Raw genomic sequence first — 17,392 nt, 5'->3', positions numbered from 1 at the left:
CAGCACGCCCGCGGGCCCCCGCGCTCCGGGCCGCCCCGACCGCCGCCCCCCACCCCGAAGGGGCGGAGCGGCTTCGCAGCTGCTCCGCCCCTTCGGCGTGCGTGACGGTCGGGCGCGGGTCAGACCCCGCGCTCCCGGGCGGCGGCGGCCTTGGCGGCCTTCTCCGCGGCCTCTTCGGCCTCGTACTCGGCGATCACGTCGATCGGCGGCGGCGCCTTCGCGAGGAAGAGCCAGGTGAAGTACACGGCCAGCACCATCGGCGGGAGCTTCAGGGCGATCAGCACCCAGCCGAGCTGGGTGGCGTCGCCCCACCAGTACAGCGGGAAGAGGATCGCGTACTTGGCGAGGAAGATCAGGCCCCAGGCGAGGCTGGCCTTCGTGTACGCCTTCTTCCGTCCGGGATTGCGGGTGCGCCAGGACAGGTTCTCCTTGAACACCGGCCCCAGGACCACGCCGAGCAGCGGGAACCCGACCAGCGCGGAGACCGTGAAGGCCACGCCCAGGCCGGCGCCGTAGATCATGCCGGGCAGGTAGAAGCCCTTGGCGCTGCCGGTGAAGAGCGCGAAGGCCACGCCGACGCCGACGCCGAAGACGCCGCTGAAGGCGTGCTTGACGGTGTCCTTGCGCAGCAGCCGCACGACCACCAGGAGGACGGCCACCGCGCCCGCCGCGATGGCGGACAGCTTCACGTCCTTGTTGATCGTGTAGATCATCACGAAGAGCAGGCCGGGGAGCATCGTCTCCACGGTGCCCCGGATGCCGCCGAAGGCGTCGAAGAGCGCCGCCTGGGTCACGGCGCTCTGGTCGGCCGCCGACGGGCCTTCCGGCGCGGCCGGCGGGGTGGGTTTGTCGAGTGACGTCACCGTCAGTGCTCCTGTCCGAGCGGTCGGAGTTCGTACTTCGGGTTGAAGAGCACCCGGCGCCCATGACTCATCGAGATCCGCCCGGAGGCGATCATGCGCCGCCCGGGCTCGATTCCCACGATCGAGCGACGCCCGAGCCACACCACGTCGAGTGCCGCCGAGCCGTCGAACAGTTCCGCCTCCAGGGCCGGTACGCCCGCTCGCGGCCGCAGGGTGACGGTACGCAGGGTTCCCGTCACCTTGACTATCTGGCGGTCGTGGCAGTCGCAGATCCGCAGGCACCCCGCGGCTTCTGCGTCCTCCTGCAGTTCCGCCGAATGCAGCTCCTCCTGGGAGGTGGAAAGCCGCTCTATCATCCGGCGGAACCGGCCCGCCGGCCTGGCCGGTTTCGCGGGCTTCTCGGGACGCGGTTCAGCACTCATACAGGAAGCGTACCGGCGCCCCCGCTACCTCTCGAAGCGGTATCCCATGCCCGGTTCGGTGATGAAGTGCCGCGGGTGCGAGGGGTCCGCCTCCAGCTTGCGGCGCAGCTGGGCCATGTAGACGCGCAGGTAGTTGGTCTCCGTGCCGTAGGAGGGCCCCCACACCTCCTGGAGGAGCTGCTTCTGGCTGACGAGCTTGCCGCCGTTGCGCACCAGCACCTCCAGCAGGTGCCACTCGGTGGGGGTGAGGCGTACGTCGCGCCCCGCGCGCACCGCCTTCTTCGCGGCCAGGTCCACGGTGAACCCCTCCGTCTCCACGACTACCTCGCCCTCCCCGGCGCCGGGGGTGGGCTCGGCCCGGCGGACGGCGGCGCGCAGCCGGGCGAGCAGTTCGTCCATGCCGAAGGGTTTGGTGACGTAGTCGTCGGCGCCCGCGTCCAGCGCCTCGACCTTCTCGTCGGAGGTGTGGCGGGCGGAGAGGACGAGGATCGGGACGCGGGTCCAGCCGCGCAGCCCCTTGATCACCTCGATGCCGTCCATGTCGGGCAGGCCCAGGTCGAGGACGACCACGTCGGGGTGGCGGGCGGCCGCGAGTTCCAGGGCGCCCGCTCCGTCGGCGGCCGCGTCGACCTCGTACTTGCGCGCCTTGAGGTTGATCACGAGGGCCCGGACGATCTGCGGTTCGTCGTCCACCACGAGCACCCGGGTCATCGGGGTCCTGCTTTCTGTCGTTCGGGGTGTGCTGCCGTGTCCACGCGGAGGGGTCCGGCTCCGGTTCCGGTCTCCGTCTGCGGGGTGTCCGGCGGCGGGCGGTCGCGGCCGGCGGCGCGGAGGGTGAGCACCATGGTCAGTCCGCCCCCGGGGGTGTCCTCGGCGGCGAGGCTGCCGTCCATGGCCTCGGCGAAGCCGCGGGCCACCGCGAGCCCGAGGCCCACTCCGGCGCCGCGGGGGGCGTCGCCGTAGCGCTGGAAGGGGGCGAAGATGCGGTCCTTGGCCTCGTCCGGGACCCCGGGGCCGCGGTCCACGACCCGCACCTCGACGCGGTCGCCGAGGAAGCTGGCCGCGACCAGCACGGCCTGCCCGGGCGGGCTGTACTTGACGGCGTTCTCGACCACGTTGGCCACGGCGCGCTCCAGCAGCCCCGGGTCCACGGCCACCATGGGCAGGGTTTCGGGCACGTCGAGCAGCACGCTGTCCTCCGGTACGCCGCCCAGCGCCATTGGGACCACCTCGTCGAGGTCGATCTCCCGGATCAGCGGGGTGACGGTCCCGGTCTGGAGCCGGGACATGTCGAGCAGGTTCCCCACCAGGTGGTCGAGCCGGTCGGCGCCGTCCTCGATCCCCTCCAGCAGTTCGGCGCGGTCCTCCTCGGACCAGTCCACGTCGTCGGAGCGCAGCGAGCTGACGGACGCCTTGATGGAGGCGAGCGGCGTACGCAGGTCATGGCTGACGGCGGCCAGCAGGGCGGTCCGGATCCGGTTGCCCTCGGCCAGCCGGCGGGCCTCCTCGGCCTCTCCGACCAGCCGCTGGCGGTCCAGTACGACGGCGGCCTGGGCGGCGAAGGCGCCGAGGACCCGGCGGTCCTCCGCGGGCAGTACCCGCCCGGACAGGGCCAGCGCCATGTGGTCGCCGATCGGCATGTCCACGTCGGCGTCCTCGGGGCGGGCCGCCGGGCTGGGGCCGACGCTCCCGGCCCGGGTCCAGGGCTCGACGTCGCCCTGCCGCTCCAGCAGGGCCACGGACTCCATCGCGAACGTCTCCCGTACGCGCTCCAGCAGCGCGTCCAGGGCGGTCTCCCCCCGCAGCACGCTCCCGGCCAGGAAGGAGAGGATCTCGGACTCGGCGCGCAGCCGCGCGGCCTGGTGGGTGCGCCGGGCGGCGAGGTCGACCACGGAGGCGACCGACACGGCGACCCCGAAGAAGACCGCGATGGCCATGATGTTCCGGGGGTCGGAGACGGTGAGCCGGTGCAGCGGGGGAGCGAAGAACCAGTTCAGCAGCAGGGAGCCGATGGCGGCGGAGGCGAGGGCGGGCCAGAGTCCGCCGAGCAGCGCGGCCGTCACCGTCAGCGCCAGGAAGAGCAGCATGTCGTTGGCGAGGCCGGGATCGGCGTCGATGTGGGTCAGCAGGAGGCACAGCAGGACCGGGAACAGCGCTCCGACCAGCCAGCCCGCCACGATGCGCGGCCTGCCGAGGCGGGCGGCCGAGCGGGTCACGGGCAGTCCGCGCCCCTTGGCGACCTCCTCGTGGGTGACGATGTGGACGTCGAGGTCGGGTCCCGAGTCGCGGGCCACGGTCGCGCCGACGCCGGGGCCGAGGACGTACTGCCAGGCCTTGCGGCGGCTGGAGCCGAGGACGACCTGGGTGGCGTTGACGCCGCGGGCGAAGGCGAGGAGCGCCTCCGGGATGTTGTCCCCGATGACGTGGTGAAACGTTCCGCCGAGGTCCTCGACCAGGGTCCGCTGGACCGCGAGCTCCTTCGGGGAGGCCGAGGTCAGGCCGTCGCTGCGGGCGATGTAGACCGCCAGGATCTCGCTGCCGGAGCCCTTCGCGGCCATCCGGGAGGCCCGCCGGATCAGGGTGCGCCCCTCCGGCCCGCCGGTGAGTCCGACGACGATCCGCTCGCGCGCCTGCCAGGTGGAGCGGATGTCGTGCTCGCCCCGGTACTGCTGGAGGTACTCGTCGGCCCGGTCGGCCACCCACAGCAGCGCGAGTTCGCGCAGCGCGGTGAGGTTGCCCGGCCGGAAGTAGTTGGACAGGGCCGCGTCGACCTTGTCGGGCTTGTATATGTTGCCGTGCGCCATCCGGCGGCGCAGGGCCTGCGGGGACATGTCGACCAGCTCGACCTGGTCGGCCCGCCGCACCACCTCGTCCGGCACGGTCTCCCGCTGCCGCACGCCCGTGATCGACTCGACCACGTCCCCGAGGGACTCCAGGTGCTGGATGTTCACGGTGGACACGACGTCGATGCCGGCGCGCAGGAGTTCCTCCACGTCCTGCCAGCGCTTGGCGTTGCGCGAGCCGGGCACGTTGGTGTGCGCGAGCTCGTCCACCAGCGCGACGGCGGGACGGCGGGCGAGCAGCGCGTCCACGTCCATCTCCGTGAAGGCGGCGCCGCGGTGGACCAGTTCCCTGCGCGGCACCTGTTCGAGTCCGTGCAGCATCACCTCGGTGCGCGGCCGCCCGTGGTGTTCGACGAAGCCGACGACGCAGTCGCCGCCCCGCTCCACCCGGCGGTGGCCTTCCGAGAGCATCGCGTACGTCTTGCCCACACCGGGTGCCGCGCCGAGATAGATCCTTAGCCTGCCGCGTCCCATGGGCTCATTCTCGGGGACGTTCCCGCCGTTCACGCACTGACGGCCCGCCGTACGCCCATCCCTGACGCAACCCTGACGCGGACGCGACCGGCCGCACGGGCCCGCCCCGCCCGGTACGCGGACGGGCGGGCCCCGCCCCCGCAGGGAGCCGGACCCGCCCGTCGTCTGCCGCTCGCGGGGTCAGCGGACCTCGGTGATCTCCGGGCCGCGCTCCAGCTGGCCCATGCCGCCGGAGAAGCGGGAGCTCTCCTGGTCCTCGGCCGTCTGCACGCCGTCCGGCACCATCTGGGCGTCGTTCGGCAGCTTCAGGACGATCGGGTCACGCGGGGCCATGGGGCCGTCGCCGCGCAGGACGACGGTGTCCCGGAAGATCTGCTCCAGCACGCCGGCCGACTCGGGGCGCACCGCGCCCTGGCCGGAAATGACGCCGCGCAGGAACCAGCGGGGGCCGTCGACGCCGACGAAGCGCACCAGCTGGGCGCCGGTCTGGCCGTCCGGCAGGGGTACGGGCACCTGGGCCCGCAGTTCCCAGCCCAGGGGGCCCTCGACCTCGTCGATGATGCCGCCCTGCTGGGTGATGCCCGAGGCGATCTCGTCGCGGACCTCGCCCCAGATGCCCTCCTTCTTGGGGGCGGCGAAGGCCTGCAGCTGCACGGCGCTGTCGCCGAGGACCACGGTCGCGGCCACGATCGCGTCACCGGCGACCTCGACGCGCAGTTCCATGCCCTCGACACCGGGCACGAGGATGCCGCCCAGGTCGACCCGGCCGTCGGCCGGGTTTCCGAGCACCTCGGAGACGTCCCACGGGCCGTCGGGCCGCGGGGCCGGGGGCAGGTTCATCCTGCGCGGCTTCGCGGAGTCGGGCTCGCCGGCGTCGTCCGGCTCATCGGCGCGCACGCCGTCGACCTGCTCGGCCGCGCCGCCGTCCTTGACGGAGTCGTTCTTCTTGCGACGTCCGAACACGTCACTGTCCTTCCCGGTCGGTTACGACCGAAGCGTAGCCATTCCCACCCTGCTGACCAGCGCCGGATCCGGCCACGGCCGCATGACCGCCGGTGGAGCCGAACCCCCCGTCGGCCCGGGCCGAGCCGGGAAGCTCCTCCACCTCGTGGAAGCGCACCTTCTCGACCCGCTGGACAACCAGCTGGGCAATGCGGTCGAAACGCTCGAACCTGACGCTCTCGCGCGGGTCGAGATTGACCACGATCACCTTGATTTCCCCACGGTACCCGGCATCCACCGTCCCCGGGGCATTCACGAGCGCGAGCCCGCAGCGTGCGGCCAGGCCGGAGCGGGGGTGCACGAAGGCGGCGTACCCGTCGGGCAGGGCGATGGAGACGCCGGTGGGCAGGACGGCCCGCTCCCCGGGCTCCAGTTCCGCGGCCGCGGTGGTCACCAGGTCGCAGCCGGCGTCACCGGGGTGACCGTAGGCGGGCAGGGGCACCTCGGGGTCGACGCGGCGGATCAGCACGTCGACGGGCGCATGGGTGTTCTGGGACATCAGGGGTTCACCTCGAAGGCGCGTGCGCGCCTGACCTGGTCCGGGTCGGCCATCGCCGCCCGGATCTCCTCGGGCCGACCGTTGTCGATGAAGTGGTCGACCTTCACTTCGATGAACAGGGCGTCGGCGCGCACCGCGACCGGGCCCTGCGGGCCGCCTGTGCGGCCGACGGCGCTGGAGTAGATCTTCCGCCCGGCCACGGCGGTGACCTCCGCCTCCAGGTACAGCACGGTGTCCACGGGCACGGGGCGGACGAAGTCGGTCTCCAGGCGGCCGGTCACGGCTATGACGCGCAGCAGCCAGTTCAGGGAGCCCAGCGTCTCGTCGAGCGCGGTGGCCAGGACGCCGCCGTGGGCGAGGCCGGGTGCACCCTGATGAGCGGGCTTCACGGTGAACTCCGCGGTGACGCGGACGCCCTCTCCGGCGCGGGCCTCCAGGTGGAGGCCGTGCGGCTGTCCCCCGCCGCAGCCGAAACAGTGCTCGTAGTGCGCGCCGAGGAGCTCGCCGGGGGCCGGTGCGTCGGGGTGCCGGACCGGTGCGGCGGCGTCGGCCGGGGGCGTCAACGCTGTGTTTCGTCCACTCACAGCCGCTGACCTTACCCGCGCGGCTACCCGCCGGTCGCCTCGTGGCAGGCTTGCCCGTATGCAGCTCTCCCCCGCGCACCACGACGAACGCCTGTCCGCCCCCCGCTCCTGGTGGGGCATCGCCGTGCTGGCCGGCATCGCGTGCGCGCTGATGCTGTTCCCGCTCGGGACGACGCCGCTGCTCGCGGGGCTGGTGGGCGGCACGGCGCTGACGGGGCTGCTGGTCAGTTCGTACGGCTCCGCGCGCGTGCGCGTGGTGAACGGCTCCCTCGCGGCGGGCACCGCCCGGATCCCGGTGACGGCCCTGGGCGAGCCCGAGGTGCTGGAGGCGGAGGAGGCCCGCGCCTGGCGCACGTACAAGGCCGACACCCGCGCCTTCATGCTGATGCGCAGCTACGTCCCGACGGCGGTCCGCGTCGAGGTGACGGACCCGGCGGACCCGACCCCGTACGTGTACCTGTCCACCCGCGAGCCGCAGGCCCTGTCGGCGGCGATCCGCGCGGCGAAGAGCGGCCCCGCCGGGGCCTGAACGGCACGGGCCGGCCCGCCTCGGGGACCGTCTCAGTCGCGGGGGTGCATCGGGCGGCCTTCCAGTGCGGCCCTGGCGGCCTCGGGAAGGGGCCCAGGGGGCCGCTCCAGGGGCGGGAGGGCCGGGAGGGCATCCCACGGCACGGCCCGGGCGCGCAGGTCCCCACGCACCTTCTCGGCGACTTTCCTGGTGTCCCGGCGGTTCATGACGGCGCCGACGGCGGCGCCCACCATGAACGGCATCAGGTTCGGCAGGCTGCGGAACATCCGCTTCATGATCTGTTGGCGCAGTTCGCGCTTCATCTGACCGCCCAGCGCCGCGTTGAGCGTCGTCGGCTTGGTCAGGTCGACCCCGCGCTCCTCCGTCCACGACGTGAGGTAGGCGAGGCTGCGGTCCTTCAGGTTCCCGCCGGGGCGGAGTCCGTAGACCTCGTGGAGTTCGGCGATGAGCTTCAGCTCGATCACGGCCACGCCGGTGATCTCGGCGGCCAGCTCCGCCGGCATGGCGGGCGGAACCGGCAGCATCGCCGCGGCGCCGATGCCCGCGCCCACGGTCGAGGTGCCGTTGGCGGCCCCGGTGATCAGCTTGTCGGCAAGCTGATCGGGACCCAGGTCCGGGAACTGCCTGCGCAGGGTCGCGAGGTCCCGGACCGGAACGCGCGGTGCGTTCTCGATGATCCAGTCGGTGATGTACAGGGCGGCGGCCTTCGCGCTCTCGCCGCCCTTGCGCACACCGTTCCTGACGGCTTGCACCGGACGTGCCCCGGACCGGTGCCGGGGCTGTTCGTCAGCGTCCGTGACCGACGGCACCGCCGCGGCGGTGTCGCTGGGCACGGCAGTCTTCTCGAGGGCCGAGCCGCCGGAGGCCCCAGGACCCGTTTCCGGGTCCGTGGCTGCCGCCTGCGTCTCCGCCTGACCGCCGGATTTACGGAAGCGTCGCTTCCGAAATGGCGTCGAGCCCGTCACGGCCGAGGCCTCAGTCGCAGTCGCGGCAGATCGGCTGGCCGTTCTTCTCGCGTGCCAGCTGGCTGCGGTGGTGCACCAGGAAGCAGCTCATGCAGGTGAACTCATCGGCCTGCTTGGGAAGGACCCGGACGGCCAGTTCCTCGTTGGAAAGGTCCGCGCCGGGCAGTTCGAGGCTCTCGGCGCCGTCGAAGTCGTCGACGTCGACGCTCGACGACGTCTTCTCGCTGCGCCGGGCCTTCAGCTCCTCAATGCTGTCGTTGTCGACGTCGTCGTCGGTCTTGCGTGGGGTGTCGTAGTCCGTTGCCATTTTTTCGCTCTCCCCCTCTGGGATTTAGCGGTGTCTCAGCGCACGTAACGCGCGAGAGGCCGGACTTGTGCCCGACCTGAGGCGGAGATTTTGCCTCACATCAAGGTCTGTTACTCAATCGACACCCAGCCGCACGCCCGAAGGAGCTTGTGGCTGGGATGACGACCGGGACCGTACACGGTCCGGGGGCCGTCTTGCACAAACGCCACCCCGTGTATTTCCCGCCATCAGGGGGGCCGGAAACCCGGACTTCCCGGGCTTTCCGGCCGCCCAGGGGTCACTGAACGCACATGACCCGACACTCGACAATGTGATCGATCACACAACTACCATCCATCATCCCTCCAGACCGTTCCGCCGACAGCGAACAGGTCCCCGAGTGGATCAAAGGGGCAACGTGACACGCATCACCAGGCCACCGCCTTCGCGGGGCGTCGCCTGGATGCGGCCGCCGTGAGCGCGCGCCACGGAGCGCGCGATCGACAGACCGAGGCCCACACCCTTGTCACTGCCCGTTCGTTCCGTACGCAGCCGTCTGAAGGGCTCGAAGAGGTTGTCCACCTCGTACGCGGGAACAACGGGACCCGTGTTCGATACCAGGAGCACCGCCTGGCCGTGCTGGGCCTCGGTCGTGACCTCCACCCAGCCGCCCTCCGGGACGTTGTACCGGACGGCGTTCTGGACCAGGTTGAGCGCGATCCGCTCCAGCAGGACGCCGTTGCCCTGGACCACGGCCAGCGCCCGCTCGCCGCGGATCTCCACGCCCTTCGCGTGGGCCTCCCCGCGCGCCTGGTCGATGGCGCGCGAGGCGACCTCCGCCAGGTCCACGGGCTTGCGCTCCACGATCTGGTTCTCGCTGCGGGCCAGCAGCAGCAGGCCCTCGACCAGCTGCTCGCTGCGCTCGTTGGTGGCCAGCAGCGTCTTGCCCAGCTGCTGGAGTTCCACCGGTGCCCCGGGATCGGAGAGGTGCACCTCCAGCAGCGTCCGGTTGATGGCCAGCGGGGTCCGCAGCTCGTGCGAGGCGTTGGCCACGAAGCGCTGCTGCGCCGTGAAGGCCCGCTCCAGGCGGTCGAGCATCTCGTCGAAGGTGTCGGCGAGCTCCTTCAGCTCGTCGTCCGGCCCGTCCAGCTCGATCCGCCGGGTCAGGTCGGAGCCGACCACCCGGCGGGCGGTCCGGGTGATCTTGCCCAGCGGCGAGAGCACCCGGCCGGCCATCGCGTAGCCGAAGGCGAAGGCGATGATGCTCAGCCCCAGGAGGGCCATCAGCGACCGGCTCAGCAGGTCGTCCAGCGCGTGCCGGCGCTGTTCGAGGATGCACTTGCCGATCGCGGCGTTGAACTGGTCGAAGGACTGGTCGATGCCCACCACGCCGGGACAGGTGCTGCTGGAGACCTCGACCTTCTGCCCGCCGACGATCTTGAACGGGAGCGCGTTGCCCTCGCGCAGGGCCTGCGCGGCCAGCAGGTAGATGATCGACAGCAGCAGGATGCCCGCGATGAGGAACATCCCGCCGTACAGCAGGGTGAGCCGTATCCGGATGGTCGGGCGCAGCCAAGGGAAGGGACCCTCGGGCTGGCCGGGGTCCCACGTGGGTTTCGGTGGCGCCGCCGGCGGCGCCGGAGTCGCTGCCATCCTCGTCAGATCCGGTATCCGGAACCGGGGACGGTCACGATGACCGGCGGCTCGCCGAGCTTGCGGCGCAGGGTCATGACGGTCACCCGGACCACGTTGGTGAAGGGATCGGTGTTCTCGTCCCAGGCCTTCTCCAGCAGCTGCTCGGCGGAGACCACGGTCCCCTCGCTGCGCATGAGGACCTCCAGCACCGCGAACTCCTTGGGCGCCAGCTGCACCTCCTTGCCCTCACGGAACACCTCGCGCCGGTTCGGGTCGAGCTTGATCCCGGCCCGCTCCAGGACGGGCGGCAGCGCGACCGTCGTACGCCGCCCGAGGGCGCGCACGCGGGCGGTCAGCTCGGTGAAGGCGAACGGCTTGGGCAGGTAGTCGTCGGCGCCGAGTTCCAGTCCCTCGACGCGGTCGCTGACGTCGCCGGAGGCGGTCAGCATGAGCACCCGGGTGGGCATGCCGAGCTCCACGATCTTCCGGCAGACGTCGTCGCCGTGCACCAGCGGAAGGTCCCGGTCGAGCACGACCACGTCGTAGTCGTTCACCCCGACGCGCTCCAGGGCGGCGGCGCCGTCGTACACGACGTCCACGGCCATGGCCTCCCGGCGCAGGCCGGTGGCCACCGCATCGGCGAGCAGCTGCTCGTCCTCGACGACGAGTACGCGCACGTCGTTTCCTTCCTTCGAGCCCAGAAGGGCACACGTGTATTGCCCGCCCATCCTGCCGGTTTCGGCCGTAAACCGGCTGTAAGGCACCGCTCGGCCCCCCTCCGGGGACAGGTGTGCGGGGTGGACGTGAGGATTCCCTCGCCTCACGAGGTTTCTGCGCCCAGGGTGCCGGGGAGGACCTCACCACACCCCAACCATTCCTTGACGGCGGATTGACACGCGCTCTTCCGCCGCCGGCCCACGAAGAGGGGGCGAACCCACCATGGACGCATTCACCGCGGGTCTCCTGCAGCGCATCAGGAGCACCCAGTCGGACCTCAGCAAGGCCCGGGAGACGGGCGACGACTACCTCGCGGACGTGGAACAGGCCGAACTGGAGGACCTCCAGCGGCTCGCGGCGGAGCACGGCGTGCCCGTCACCGCGGCCTGACCCCGCACCACCCCGACCCCCGGGGCGTTCGCCCCACGGACCACGGAGCCCGTACCACCGCGTCACCGCAGCACCGCAGCACCGCGTAACCCCGTAGCTTCCGGCCCCGGCCGCCTCGTTCGGCGACCGGGGCCCGCTCGTGTGCCCGCCCGGCGGCGCGGTCAGTCGTGCCAGGCGCCGGTCTCCTCCAGCAGCGGCTGGAGCGAGGCGAAGACCGCCGGCGAGGCCGCCAGGACCAGTTCCCCGGAGGCCGGTTCGCCCGGCCGGCCGCCGGTCAGCGCGCCCGCCTCGCGGGCGATCAGGTCGCCCGCCGCCAGGTCCCAGGGGTTCAGCCCGCGCTCGTAGTACCCGTCCAGCCGCCCGGCGGCCACGTCGCACAGGTCCAGGGCCGCCGAGCCGCCCCGGCGGACGTCGCGCACCCGCGGGATGATCCGCGCCGCGACCTCGGCCTGGTGGGCGCGCCGCGTCTGGACGTAGCCGAACCCGGTCCCGATCAGCGCCTGGTCCAGCGGCGCGCCCGCCCGGCAGGCGAGGCGGGCGGTGCCCATCCAGGCCCCGCCGCCGAGGACGGCGTGGTACGTCTCCCCCCGCATCGGAGCCGCCACGACGCCCGCGACGGTCACGCCCCGGTACTCGGCGGCGATGGACACGCCCCAGCTGGGCAGCCCGTAGAGGTAGTTCACGGTGCCGTCGAGCGGGTCGACGATCCACCGCACCCCGCTGGTGCCCGGGCTGTCCGCGCCCTCCTCGCCCAGCAGCCCGTCGGCGGGCCTGCGCTCGGCGAGGACGCCGGTGATCAGCTTCTCGGCCGCGATGTCCATCTCGGTCACCACGTCGATCGGGCTGCTCTTGGTGGCGGCCACCGACAGGTCCGCCGGCCGGCCGTCCCGCAGCAGTTCCCCGGCCCGCCGGGCGGCCTCCAGGCCCACGTCGAGCAGTTCGGCCTTCAGCTCTTCGGAAAGCTCCGGCCCGTCGAAGATCTCGGACATCAACGCTCCTCCCCTACGCGTAAGGACTGTCGGCGCCCGCGGCCGCCGGCCGGGGTGCCCGCGCCGGGCAGCAGCCCACGGCGCACAGGTCGTGGCTCGCTCCGAGCAGGCCGAGCGCGCACCGCTCGACGTCCTCGCCGCGCTCGCCCGCGGCCCGCTCCAGCACGAGGTCGCGCACCGCCGCGGCGAACCGCGGGTCGGCGCCGACGGTGGCCGAGCGGGCGACGGGCAGGCCCAGTTCGGCCGCCTTGGCGGTGGCCTCGGTGTCGAGGTCGTAGAGGACCTCCATGTGGTCGGAGACGAAGCCGATGGGCACCATCACCGCCGCCGGGGCGCCCGCGCCGTGCAGGACCTCCAGGTGGTCGCAGATGTCCGGCTCCAGCCAGGGCACGTGCGGGGCTCCGCTGCGGGACTGGTAGACCAGCTCCCAGGGCCGTTCGGTGCCCGTCCGCGCGCGGACGGCGTCGGCGATCACCTTCGCGACGTCCAGGTGCTGCCTGACGTAGGCCCCGCCCCCGCCGTGCTCCCCGGCCGGTCCCGAGGCGTCGGCGGCCGCGGTGGGGATGGAGTGCGTGGTGAAGACCAGGTGGGCCCCGTCGCGCACCTGCGCCGGCAGCCCGGCCAGCGAGGCGAGCACCCCGTCGATCATGGGCTGCACGAAGCCGGGGTGGTTGAAGTAGTGCCGCAGCTTGTCCACCCGGGGCAGCGGCGCCACGCCCTCCGCGGCCAGGGCGGCCAGGGAGTCGGCGAGGTTCTCCCGGTACTGCCGGCAGCCCGAGTACGAGGCGTACGCGCTGGTCGCCAGGACCGCGATGCGGCGGCGGCCGTCGGCGGCCATCTCCCGCAGCACGTCGGTCAGGTACGGCGCCCAGTTCCGGTTGCCCCAGTACACCTGCAGGTCCAGCCCGTGCTCGGCGAAGTCCTTGCGCAGCGCGTCCAGCAGCTCGCGGTTCTGCCCGTTGATGGGGCTGACCCCGCCGAAGCCGAAGTAGTGCTGCCCGACCTCCTTCAGCCGCTCGCGCGGGATGCCGCGCCCGCGCGTGACGTTCTCCAGGAACGGCACGACGTCGTCGGGTCCCTCGGGGCCGCCGAAGGACAGCAGCAGGAGGGCGTCGTAGGGGGCGGCGAGGCCTTCGGCCACGGGCGCCTCGGGGGCACGGAGCTGGTCTGACATGCCTCGAATCCTGCCACCACGCCTTCGCCGACGAGAAGCGGCCGCGTCCGCATCCCGGACGCGCCGCAGGTAAGGTGACCCTAAGTCAACCCGTCCGGTCAGCTGTTCCGCGCACGGTCCCGTGCGGTCCCGCGTCGGCGCCCGTAACCTGTACGGGCCAATGACGTCCCTTACGGAGATCCCTTGCCCAGTCCCTACCGCGCGATCTTCGCGGCCCCCGGCACCAAGGGGTTCAGCGCCGCGGGCCTCATAGGCCGCCTGCCCCTCTCCATGGTGGGCGTCGGCATCCTCACCATGATCTCCGAGATCACCGGCCGCTACGCGATGGCGAGCGCCCTCACCGGCACCCTCGCCCTGTCCGCCGCCGTCGTCGGCCCCCAGGTCTCCCGCCTGGTGGACCAGTACGGGCAGCGCCGGGTGCTGCGTCCCGCGACGCTGATCTCCGTGCTGGCGGTGGCCGGGATGCTGCTGGCGGCCGCCAACGGGCTGCCGGACTGGACCCTGTTCGTGTGCGCCGCCGTCGCCGGCTGCGTCCCCAGCGTCGGCTCGATGGTCCGCGCCCGGTGGACCACGATCTACCACGACTCCCCGCGCGAGCTGCACACCGCGTACTCCTTCGAGTCCGTGATCGACGAGGTCTGCTTCATCTTCGGTCCGATCCTCGCCATCGGGCTGTCGACCACCTGGTTCCCCGAGGCCGGTCCCCTGATCGCCGCCGTCAGCCTGCTCGTCGGCGTCTGGCTGCTCACCGCGCAGCGCGCCACCGAGCCCGAGCCGCACCGGCGCACCGGGCACACCGACCGCGCCTCGGCGCTGCGCTCCCCCGGCCTCCAGGTGCTGACGGCCACGTTCGTGGCCACCGGAGCGATCTTCGGCTCCATCGACGTCTCCACCCTGGCCTTCGCCGAGGAGCAGGGCAGCAAGTCCTCGGCGAGCTTCGTCCTGGCCATCTGGGCCCTCGGGTCCTGCCTGGCCGGCATCGTCTTCGGCCTGCTCCATCTCAAGGGGCGGACCGAACTCCGGTGGGTACTGGGCGTATGTGCGATGGCCGTGAGTATGATCCCCCTCCTACTGGCCGGGAACCTGCCGATCCTGGCCGTGGCGCTCTTCGTCTCGGGCCTCGCCATCGCTCCCACGATGATCACCACGATGGCCCTGATCGAGGCGCACGTCCCCCGCGCCAAACTCACCGAGGGCATGACCTGGATCAGCACCGGGCTCGCGGTCGGCGTCGCGGCCGGGTCCTCGGTGACCGGTCTGGTCATCGACGCGGCCGGCGCGCAGCGGGGGTACGTCGTCTCCATCTCGGCGGGAGCGGCCGCGGCGGCGGTGGCGTTCGCGGGATACCGCCGGCTGACGAGGCCGGCGCAAGGGGAGGAGCCCTCTAGCGATGGCGCAGACACCGACAGTGCGGACGGCGGGGAAGAGCGGGCCGGCCGAGTGGCGTAACTGGGCGGGCAACGTCCGGGCCAGGCCCGCCCGCGTGGTCACCCCGGCCTCGGTCGGGGAGCTTCAGGAGGCGGTCCGCCGGGCCGCCGAGGAGGGGCTGCGGGTGAAGGCGGTCGGCACCGGCCACTCCTTCACCGCGGCCGCCGCGACCGACGGGCTGCTCGTACGCCCGCAGGCGCTGGCCGGGATCACGGAGGTCGACCGGGCGGCCGGCACCGTCACGGTGGCCGCCGGCACGGTCCTGAAGGACCTCAACCGGGCCCTGGCGGCCCAGGGCCTGTCGCTCACGAACATGGGCGACATCATGGAGCAGACGGTCTCCGGCGCCACCAGTACCGGCACCCACGGCACCGGCCGCGACTCCGCCTCCATCGCCGCGCAGATCCGCGCCCTGGACCTGGTCACGGCGGACGGACGGCTCCTGCACTGCTCGGACAAGGAGCACCCGGAGGTCTTCGCGGCCGCCCGGCTCGGCATCGGCGCCCTCGGCATCGTCACCTCGCTGACCCTCGCCGTGGAGCCGCTGTTCTTCCTGACCGCCCGTGAGGAGCCCATGGGCTTCGACCGGGTGACCGCCGAGTTCGACGAGCACGTCGCGGAGAACGAGCACTTCGAGTTCTACTGGTTCCCGCACACCGGCAACTGCAACACGAAGCGGAACAACCGCAGTCAGGGCCCCGCGGCCCCGCCCGGCCCGGTCAGCGCCTGGATCGAGGACGAGCTGCTGTCCAACGGCGTCTTCCAGGCCGTCAACTCCCTCGGCCGCGCCGTCCCGGCGGCCATACCCGGCATCGCCAAGGTGGCCAGCCGCGCCCTGTCGGCCCGCACCTACACGGACATCCCGTACAAGGTGTTCACCAGCCCGCGCCGGGTCCGGTTCGTGGAGATGGAGTACGCGTTGCCCCGCGAGCGGGCCGTCGAGGCGCTGCGCGAGCTCAAGGCCGTGGTGGACTCCTCCGGCCTGCGGATCAGCTTCCCGGTGGAGGTCCGGACGGCTCCGGCGGACGACATCACCCTCTCGACGGCCTCGGGGCGCGAGACCGCCTACATCGCGGTGCACATGTACCGGGGCACCCCCTACCAGGCCTACTTCACGGCGGCCGAGCGGATCTTCACCGAGTACGGCGGGCGGCCGCACTGGGGCAAGGTGCACACCCGCGACGCGGAGTACCTCGCCTCCGTCTACCCGCGCTTCGGCGAGTTCACCGCGCTGCGGGACCGGCTCGACCCGGACCGGCTGTTCGGCAACGACTACCTGCGGCGCGTGCTGGGGGCCTGATCCGGACCGGGGGCCGGTCAGGAACCGCCGCCCCGCTCCTGGCCGCCCGTCCCCTGACCGGTGCCGGTGCCGCCCGTGCCGGTTCCCGTTCCCGTCCCGGCGTCACCGCCCTGGCCGGCGCCGGGCGTCGGAGCGGACGGGGTGGCCGGCGGCGACGGCTTGCCGCTCGGCGTGACCGGCGGGCTCGGCGTCGCCGGCGGGGAGGGGTTCGCGGAAGGGGACGTGCCGGGGTCCGGAGTTCGGCTCCCCTCGCCGTGCGGGTGGGAGGGGTTCGGGGAGCTCCCGGATCCGGGGGTCCGCCCGCCCTTGCCGCCCCCGCCGTCCTCCTCCCCCCGGCCCGGCGCGTTCCCGGGCGGGGCGGGGCGGTGGTCGGCGGCCTTGCGGGTACCGGCGGACCAGAGCGTGTCGCCGCCCTTGCTCACGGAGGTTCCGGCCACGGCCTCGTAGGTCCCGAGGCCGCCGATGGCGATGGCGAAGGCGGCCGCCGAGGCCGCCGCCGTGCGCTTCCAGCCCCGGACGCGGGTGCCGTGCACGGTGGCCTCGCCGAACTCCCCGTCCGGCGCCGCGGCGCCGGACGCCGTGGTCTGCGCCTCCCGCCCGCCGGGCAGCGGGACCTGACGGGCCTTCGGGCGGGCGGTCTCGCGCAGCTGGTCGCCGGTGCGCCGGAAGACGTGCTGGATGACGGGCCCGCCGGCGGTGGCGACCACGCTGACCACACCGGCGCCGACGATGGTCCCGTACACGCCCAGCTGCGAGGCCAGCAGCGCCGCCCCGACGGTGGCGAGGGAGGTGCCCGCGATCTGGGCCACGCTCAGATCGAGCTTCTTCACCCCGTCCGGCTGCTCCGCCCCGGCTTCGTGTACCGCCTTCTGACCCATCGCCATCCCCTGCGTGTCACGCCTCTCGCGCTTCTCCTCTGTCAGCAGTTACTGACACCCGGGCGAAAGGGATAGTTCCGTTTCTGGGGATTGTGTGAAGCAAGACACCCGAAATCGGGCGCGCACGCAGGTCGGCCCGGCTTCCGACCCGATTTCGGGCAGCCCAACTCCCGCCGCCCGGGACAAGTTCGGCGGCGCGGCGGTCCACCCAGGTGGCCCGAATGGAGTACTGTGGCGAGCCCTGGGGCCGTCCTTCCTTACGGATGTCCGGGCTCGGGAGAGGGGGCCGACTGATGGAGAAACGGCACTCAAGACCGGTGATGCCGCGGTATCGCACGGGCTCCTGCTGCGCACAGTAACCAAGCGGTCACTGTGCGTGCCCAACAGGTAACCGTGCCATAACGTCGATCAAGG

At 72.6% G+C, this 17,392-nt stretch carries 18 protein-coding genes; 4 read left to right on the top strand and 14 right to left on the bottom strand.

What is annotated here, in order from left to right; all coding sequences use genetic code 11:
- Window positions 1-119: 119 nt before the first annotated feature.
- The 7 genes from ABZZ17_RS11125 to ABZZ17_RS11095 all read right to left on the bottom strand — a co-directional run bounded on the left by ABZZ17_RS11125 (window position 120) and on the right by ABZZ17_RS11095 (window position 6,687).
- Window positions 120-863: a DUF3159 domain-containing protein gene (locus ABZZ17_RS11125; RefSeq protein WP_356874382.1), complete on the bottom strand. Its 744-nt coding sequence runs from the start codon at window positions 861-863 to the stop codon at window positions 120-122.
- A gap of 2 nt (window positions 864-865) precedes the next feature.
- The gene (locus ABZZ17_RS11120) at window positions 866-1,285 is read right to left on the bottom strand and encodes an OB-fold nucleic acid binding domain-containing protein (RefSeq protein WP_356874380.1); all 420 of its coding nucleotides are present in this window, start codon (window positions 1,283-1,285) and stop codon (window positions 866-868) included.
- A gap of 24 nt (window positions 1,286-1,309) precedes the next feature.
- Window positions 1,310-1,996 carry a response regulator gene (locus ABZZ17_RS11115; RefSeq protein ID WP_356874378.1) on the bottom strand — a complete coding sequence of 229 codons (687 nt, stop codon included), beginning with the start codon at window positions 1,994-1,996 and terminating at the stop codon, window positions 1,310-1,312.
- A complete protein-coding gene (locus ABZZ17_RS11110; RefSeq protein ID WP_356874376.1) occupies window positions 1,993-4,602 on the bottom strand; it encodes a sensor histidine kinase KdpD in 2,610 nt (869 codons plus the stop codon). Before ABZZ17_RS11110 ends, ABZZ17_RS11115 begins: the two co-directional genes overlap by 4 nt.
- Window positions 4,603-4,782: 180 nt before the next feature.
- Entirely contained in the window at window positions 4,783-5,565 is a 783-nt protein-coding gene (locus ABZZ17_RS11105; protein WP_356874374.1) for a DUF3710 domain-containing protein, read from the bottom strand.
- Window position 5,566: 1 nt separating this feature from the next.
- Window positions 5,567-6,103, bottom strand: coding sequence for a dUTP diphosphatase (dut, locus tag ABZZ17_RS11100; RefSeq protein ID WP_356874372.1), 537 nt, complete (start codon window positions 6,101-6,103; stop codon window positions 5,567-5,569).
- A complete protein-coding gene (locus ABZZ17_RS11095; protein WP_356874370.1) occupies window positions 6,103-6,687 on the bottom strand; it encodes a PaaI family thioesterase in 585 nt (194 codons plus the stop codon). The genes dut and ABZZ17_RS11095 overlap by 1 nt, the downstream gene beginning before the upstream one ends.
- Before the next feature lie 58 nt (window positions 6,688-6,745).
- On the opposite strand from ABZZ17_RS11095, the gene ABZZ17_RS11090 reads away from it, so the two are divergent.
- Window positions 6,746-7,216 (top strand): DUF3093 domain-containing protein, encoded by a 471-nt coding sequence (locus tag ABZZ17_RS11090; protein ID WP_356874368.1) that lies wholly within the window; start codon window positions 6,746-6,748, stop codon window positions 7,214-7,216.
- A gap of 32 nt (window positions 7,217-7,248) precedes the next feature.
- Here the strand turns inward: ABZZ17_RS11090 and ABZZ17_RS11085 are convergent, their stop codons facing one another.
- The 4 genes from ABZZ17_RS11085 to ABZZ17_RS11070 all read right to left on the bottom strand — a co-directional run bounded on the left by ABZZ17_RS11085 (window position 7,249) and on the right by ABZZ17_RS11070 (window position 10,779).
- Window positions 7,249-8,181 (bottom strand): hypothetical protein, encoded by a 933-nt coding sequence (locus ABZZ17_RS11085; RefSeq protein ID WP_356874366.1) that lies wholly within the window; start codon window positions 8,179-8,181, stop codon window positions 7,249-7,251.
- Between the two features lie 10 nt (window positions 8,182-8,191).
- Window positions 8,192-8,488 (bottom strand): DUF4193 domain-containing protein, encoded by a 297-nt coding sequence (locus ABZZ17_RS11080; protein ID WP_356874364.1) that lies wholly within the window; start codon window positions 8,486-8,488, stop codon window positions 8,192-8,194.
- Window positions 8,489-8,872: 384 nt separating this feature from the next.
- Window positions 8,873-10,120 carry a HAMP domain-containing sensor histidine kinase gene (locus ABZZ17_RS11075; protein WP_356874362.1) on the bottom strand — a complete coding sequence of 416 codons (1,248 nt, stop codon included), beginning with the start codon at window positions 10,118-10,120 and terminating at the stop codon, window positions 8,873-8,875.
- Window positions 10,121-10,125: 5 nt separating this feature from the next.
- Window positions 10,126-10,779 carry a response regulator transcription factor gene (locus ABZZ17_RS11070; protein WP_030008767.1) on the bottom strand — a complete coding sequence of 218 codons (654 nt, stop codon included), beginning with the start codon at window positions 10,777-10,779 and terminating at the stop codon, window positions 10,126-10,128.
- Between the two features lie 262 nt (window positions 10,780-11,041).
- Here ABZZ17_RS11070 and ABZZ17_RS11065 point away from each other — a divergent pair, with 262 nt between their 5' ends.
- Entirely contained in the window at window positions 11,042-11,209 is a 168-nt protein-coding gene (locus ABZZ17_RS11065; RefSeq protein ID WP_356874360.1) for a hypothetical protein, read from the top strand.
- 161 nt (window positions 11,210-11,370) lie between these two features.
- On the opposite strand, the gene ABZZ17_RS11060 is transcribed toward ABZZ17_RS11065, so the two are convergent.
- Together ABZZ17_RS11060 and ABZZ17_RS11055 are read right to left on the bottom strand one after the other, a co-directional pair.
- On the bottom strand, window positions 11,371-12,198 hold the full coding sequence (locus tag ABZZ17_RS11060; protein WP_356874358.1) for an inositol monophosphatase family protein: 828 nt from the start codon (window positions 12,196-12,198) through the stop codon (window positions 11,371-11,373).
- Between the two features lie 13 nt (window positions 12,199-12,211).
- The gene (locus ABZZ17_RS11055; protein WP_356874356.1) at window positions 12,212-13,372 is read right to left on the bottom strand and encodes a ferrochelatase; all 1,161 of its coding nucleotides are present in this window, start codon (window positions 13,370-13,372) and stop codon (window positions 12,212-12,214) included.
- 183 nt (window positions 13,373-13,555) lie between these two features.
- Between ABZZ17_RS11055 and ABZZ17_RS11050 the strand changes: the two genes are divergently transcribed.
- Entirely contained in the window at window positions 13,556-14,821 is a 1,266-nt protein-coding gene (locus tag ABZZ17_RS11050; RefSeq protein WP_356874354.1) for an MFS transporter, read from the top strand.
- The gene (locus ABZZ17_RS11045) at window positions 14,763-16,100 is read left to right on the top strand and encodes a D-arabinono-1,4-lactone oxidase (RefSeq protein WP_356874352.1); all 1,338 of its coding nucleotides are present in this window, start codon (window positions 14,763-14,765) and stop codon (window positions 16,098-16,100) included. The genes ABZZ17_RS11050 and ABZZ17_RS11045 overlap by 59 nt, the downstream gene beginning before the upstream one ends.
- 17 nt (window positions 16,101-16,117) lie before the next feature.
- Here the strand turns inward: ABZZ17_RS11045 and ABZZ17_RS11040 are convergent, their stop codons facing one another.
- Entirely contained in the window at window positions 16,118-16,978 is an 861-nt protein-coding gene (locus ABZZ17_RS11040) for a hypothetical protein (RefSeq protein ID WP_356874350.1), read from the bottom strand.
- Between the last annotated feature and the right edge of the window lie 414 nt (window positions 16,979-17,392).

It is taken from the genome of Streptomyces sp. NPDC006512 (genome assembly GCF_040611935.1).
Taxonomy (GTDB): domain Bacteria; phylum Actinomycetota; class Actinomycetes; order Streptomycetales; family Streptomycetaceae; genus Streptomyces.
Note: the sequence above shows the minus strand (reverse complement) of the source record. Positions and strands in the feature narration are given on the sequence as shown.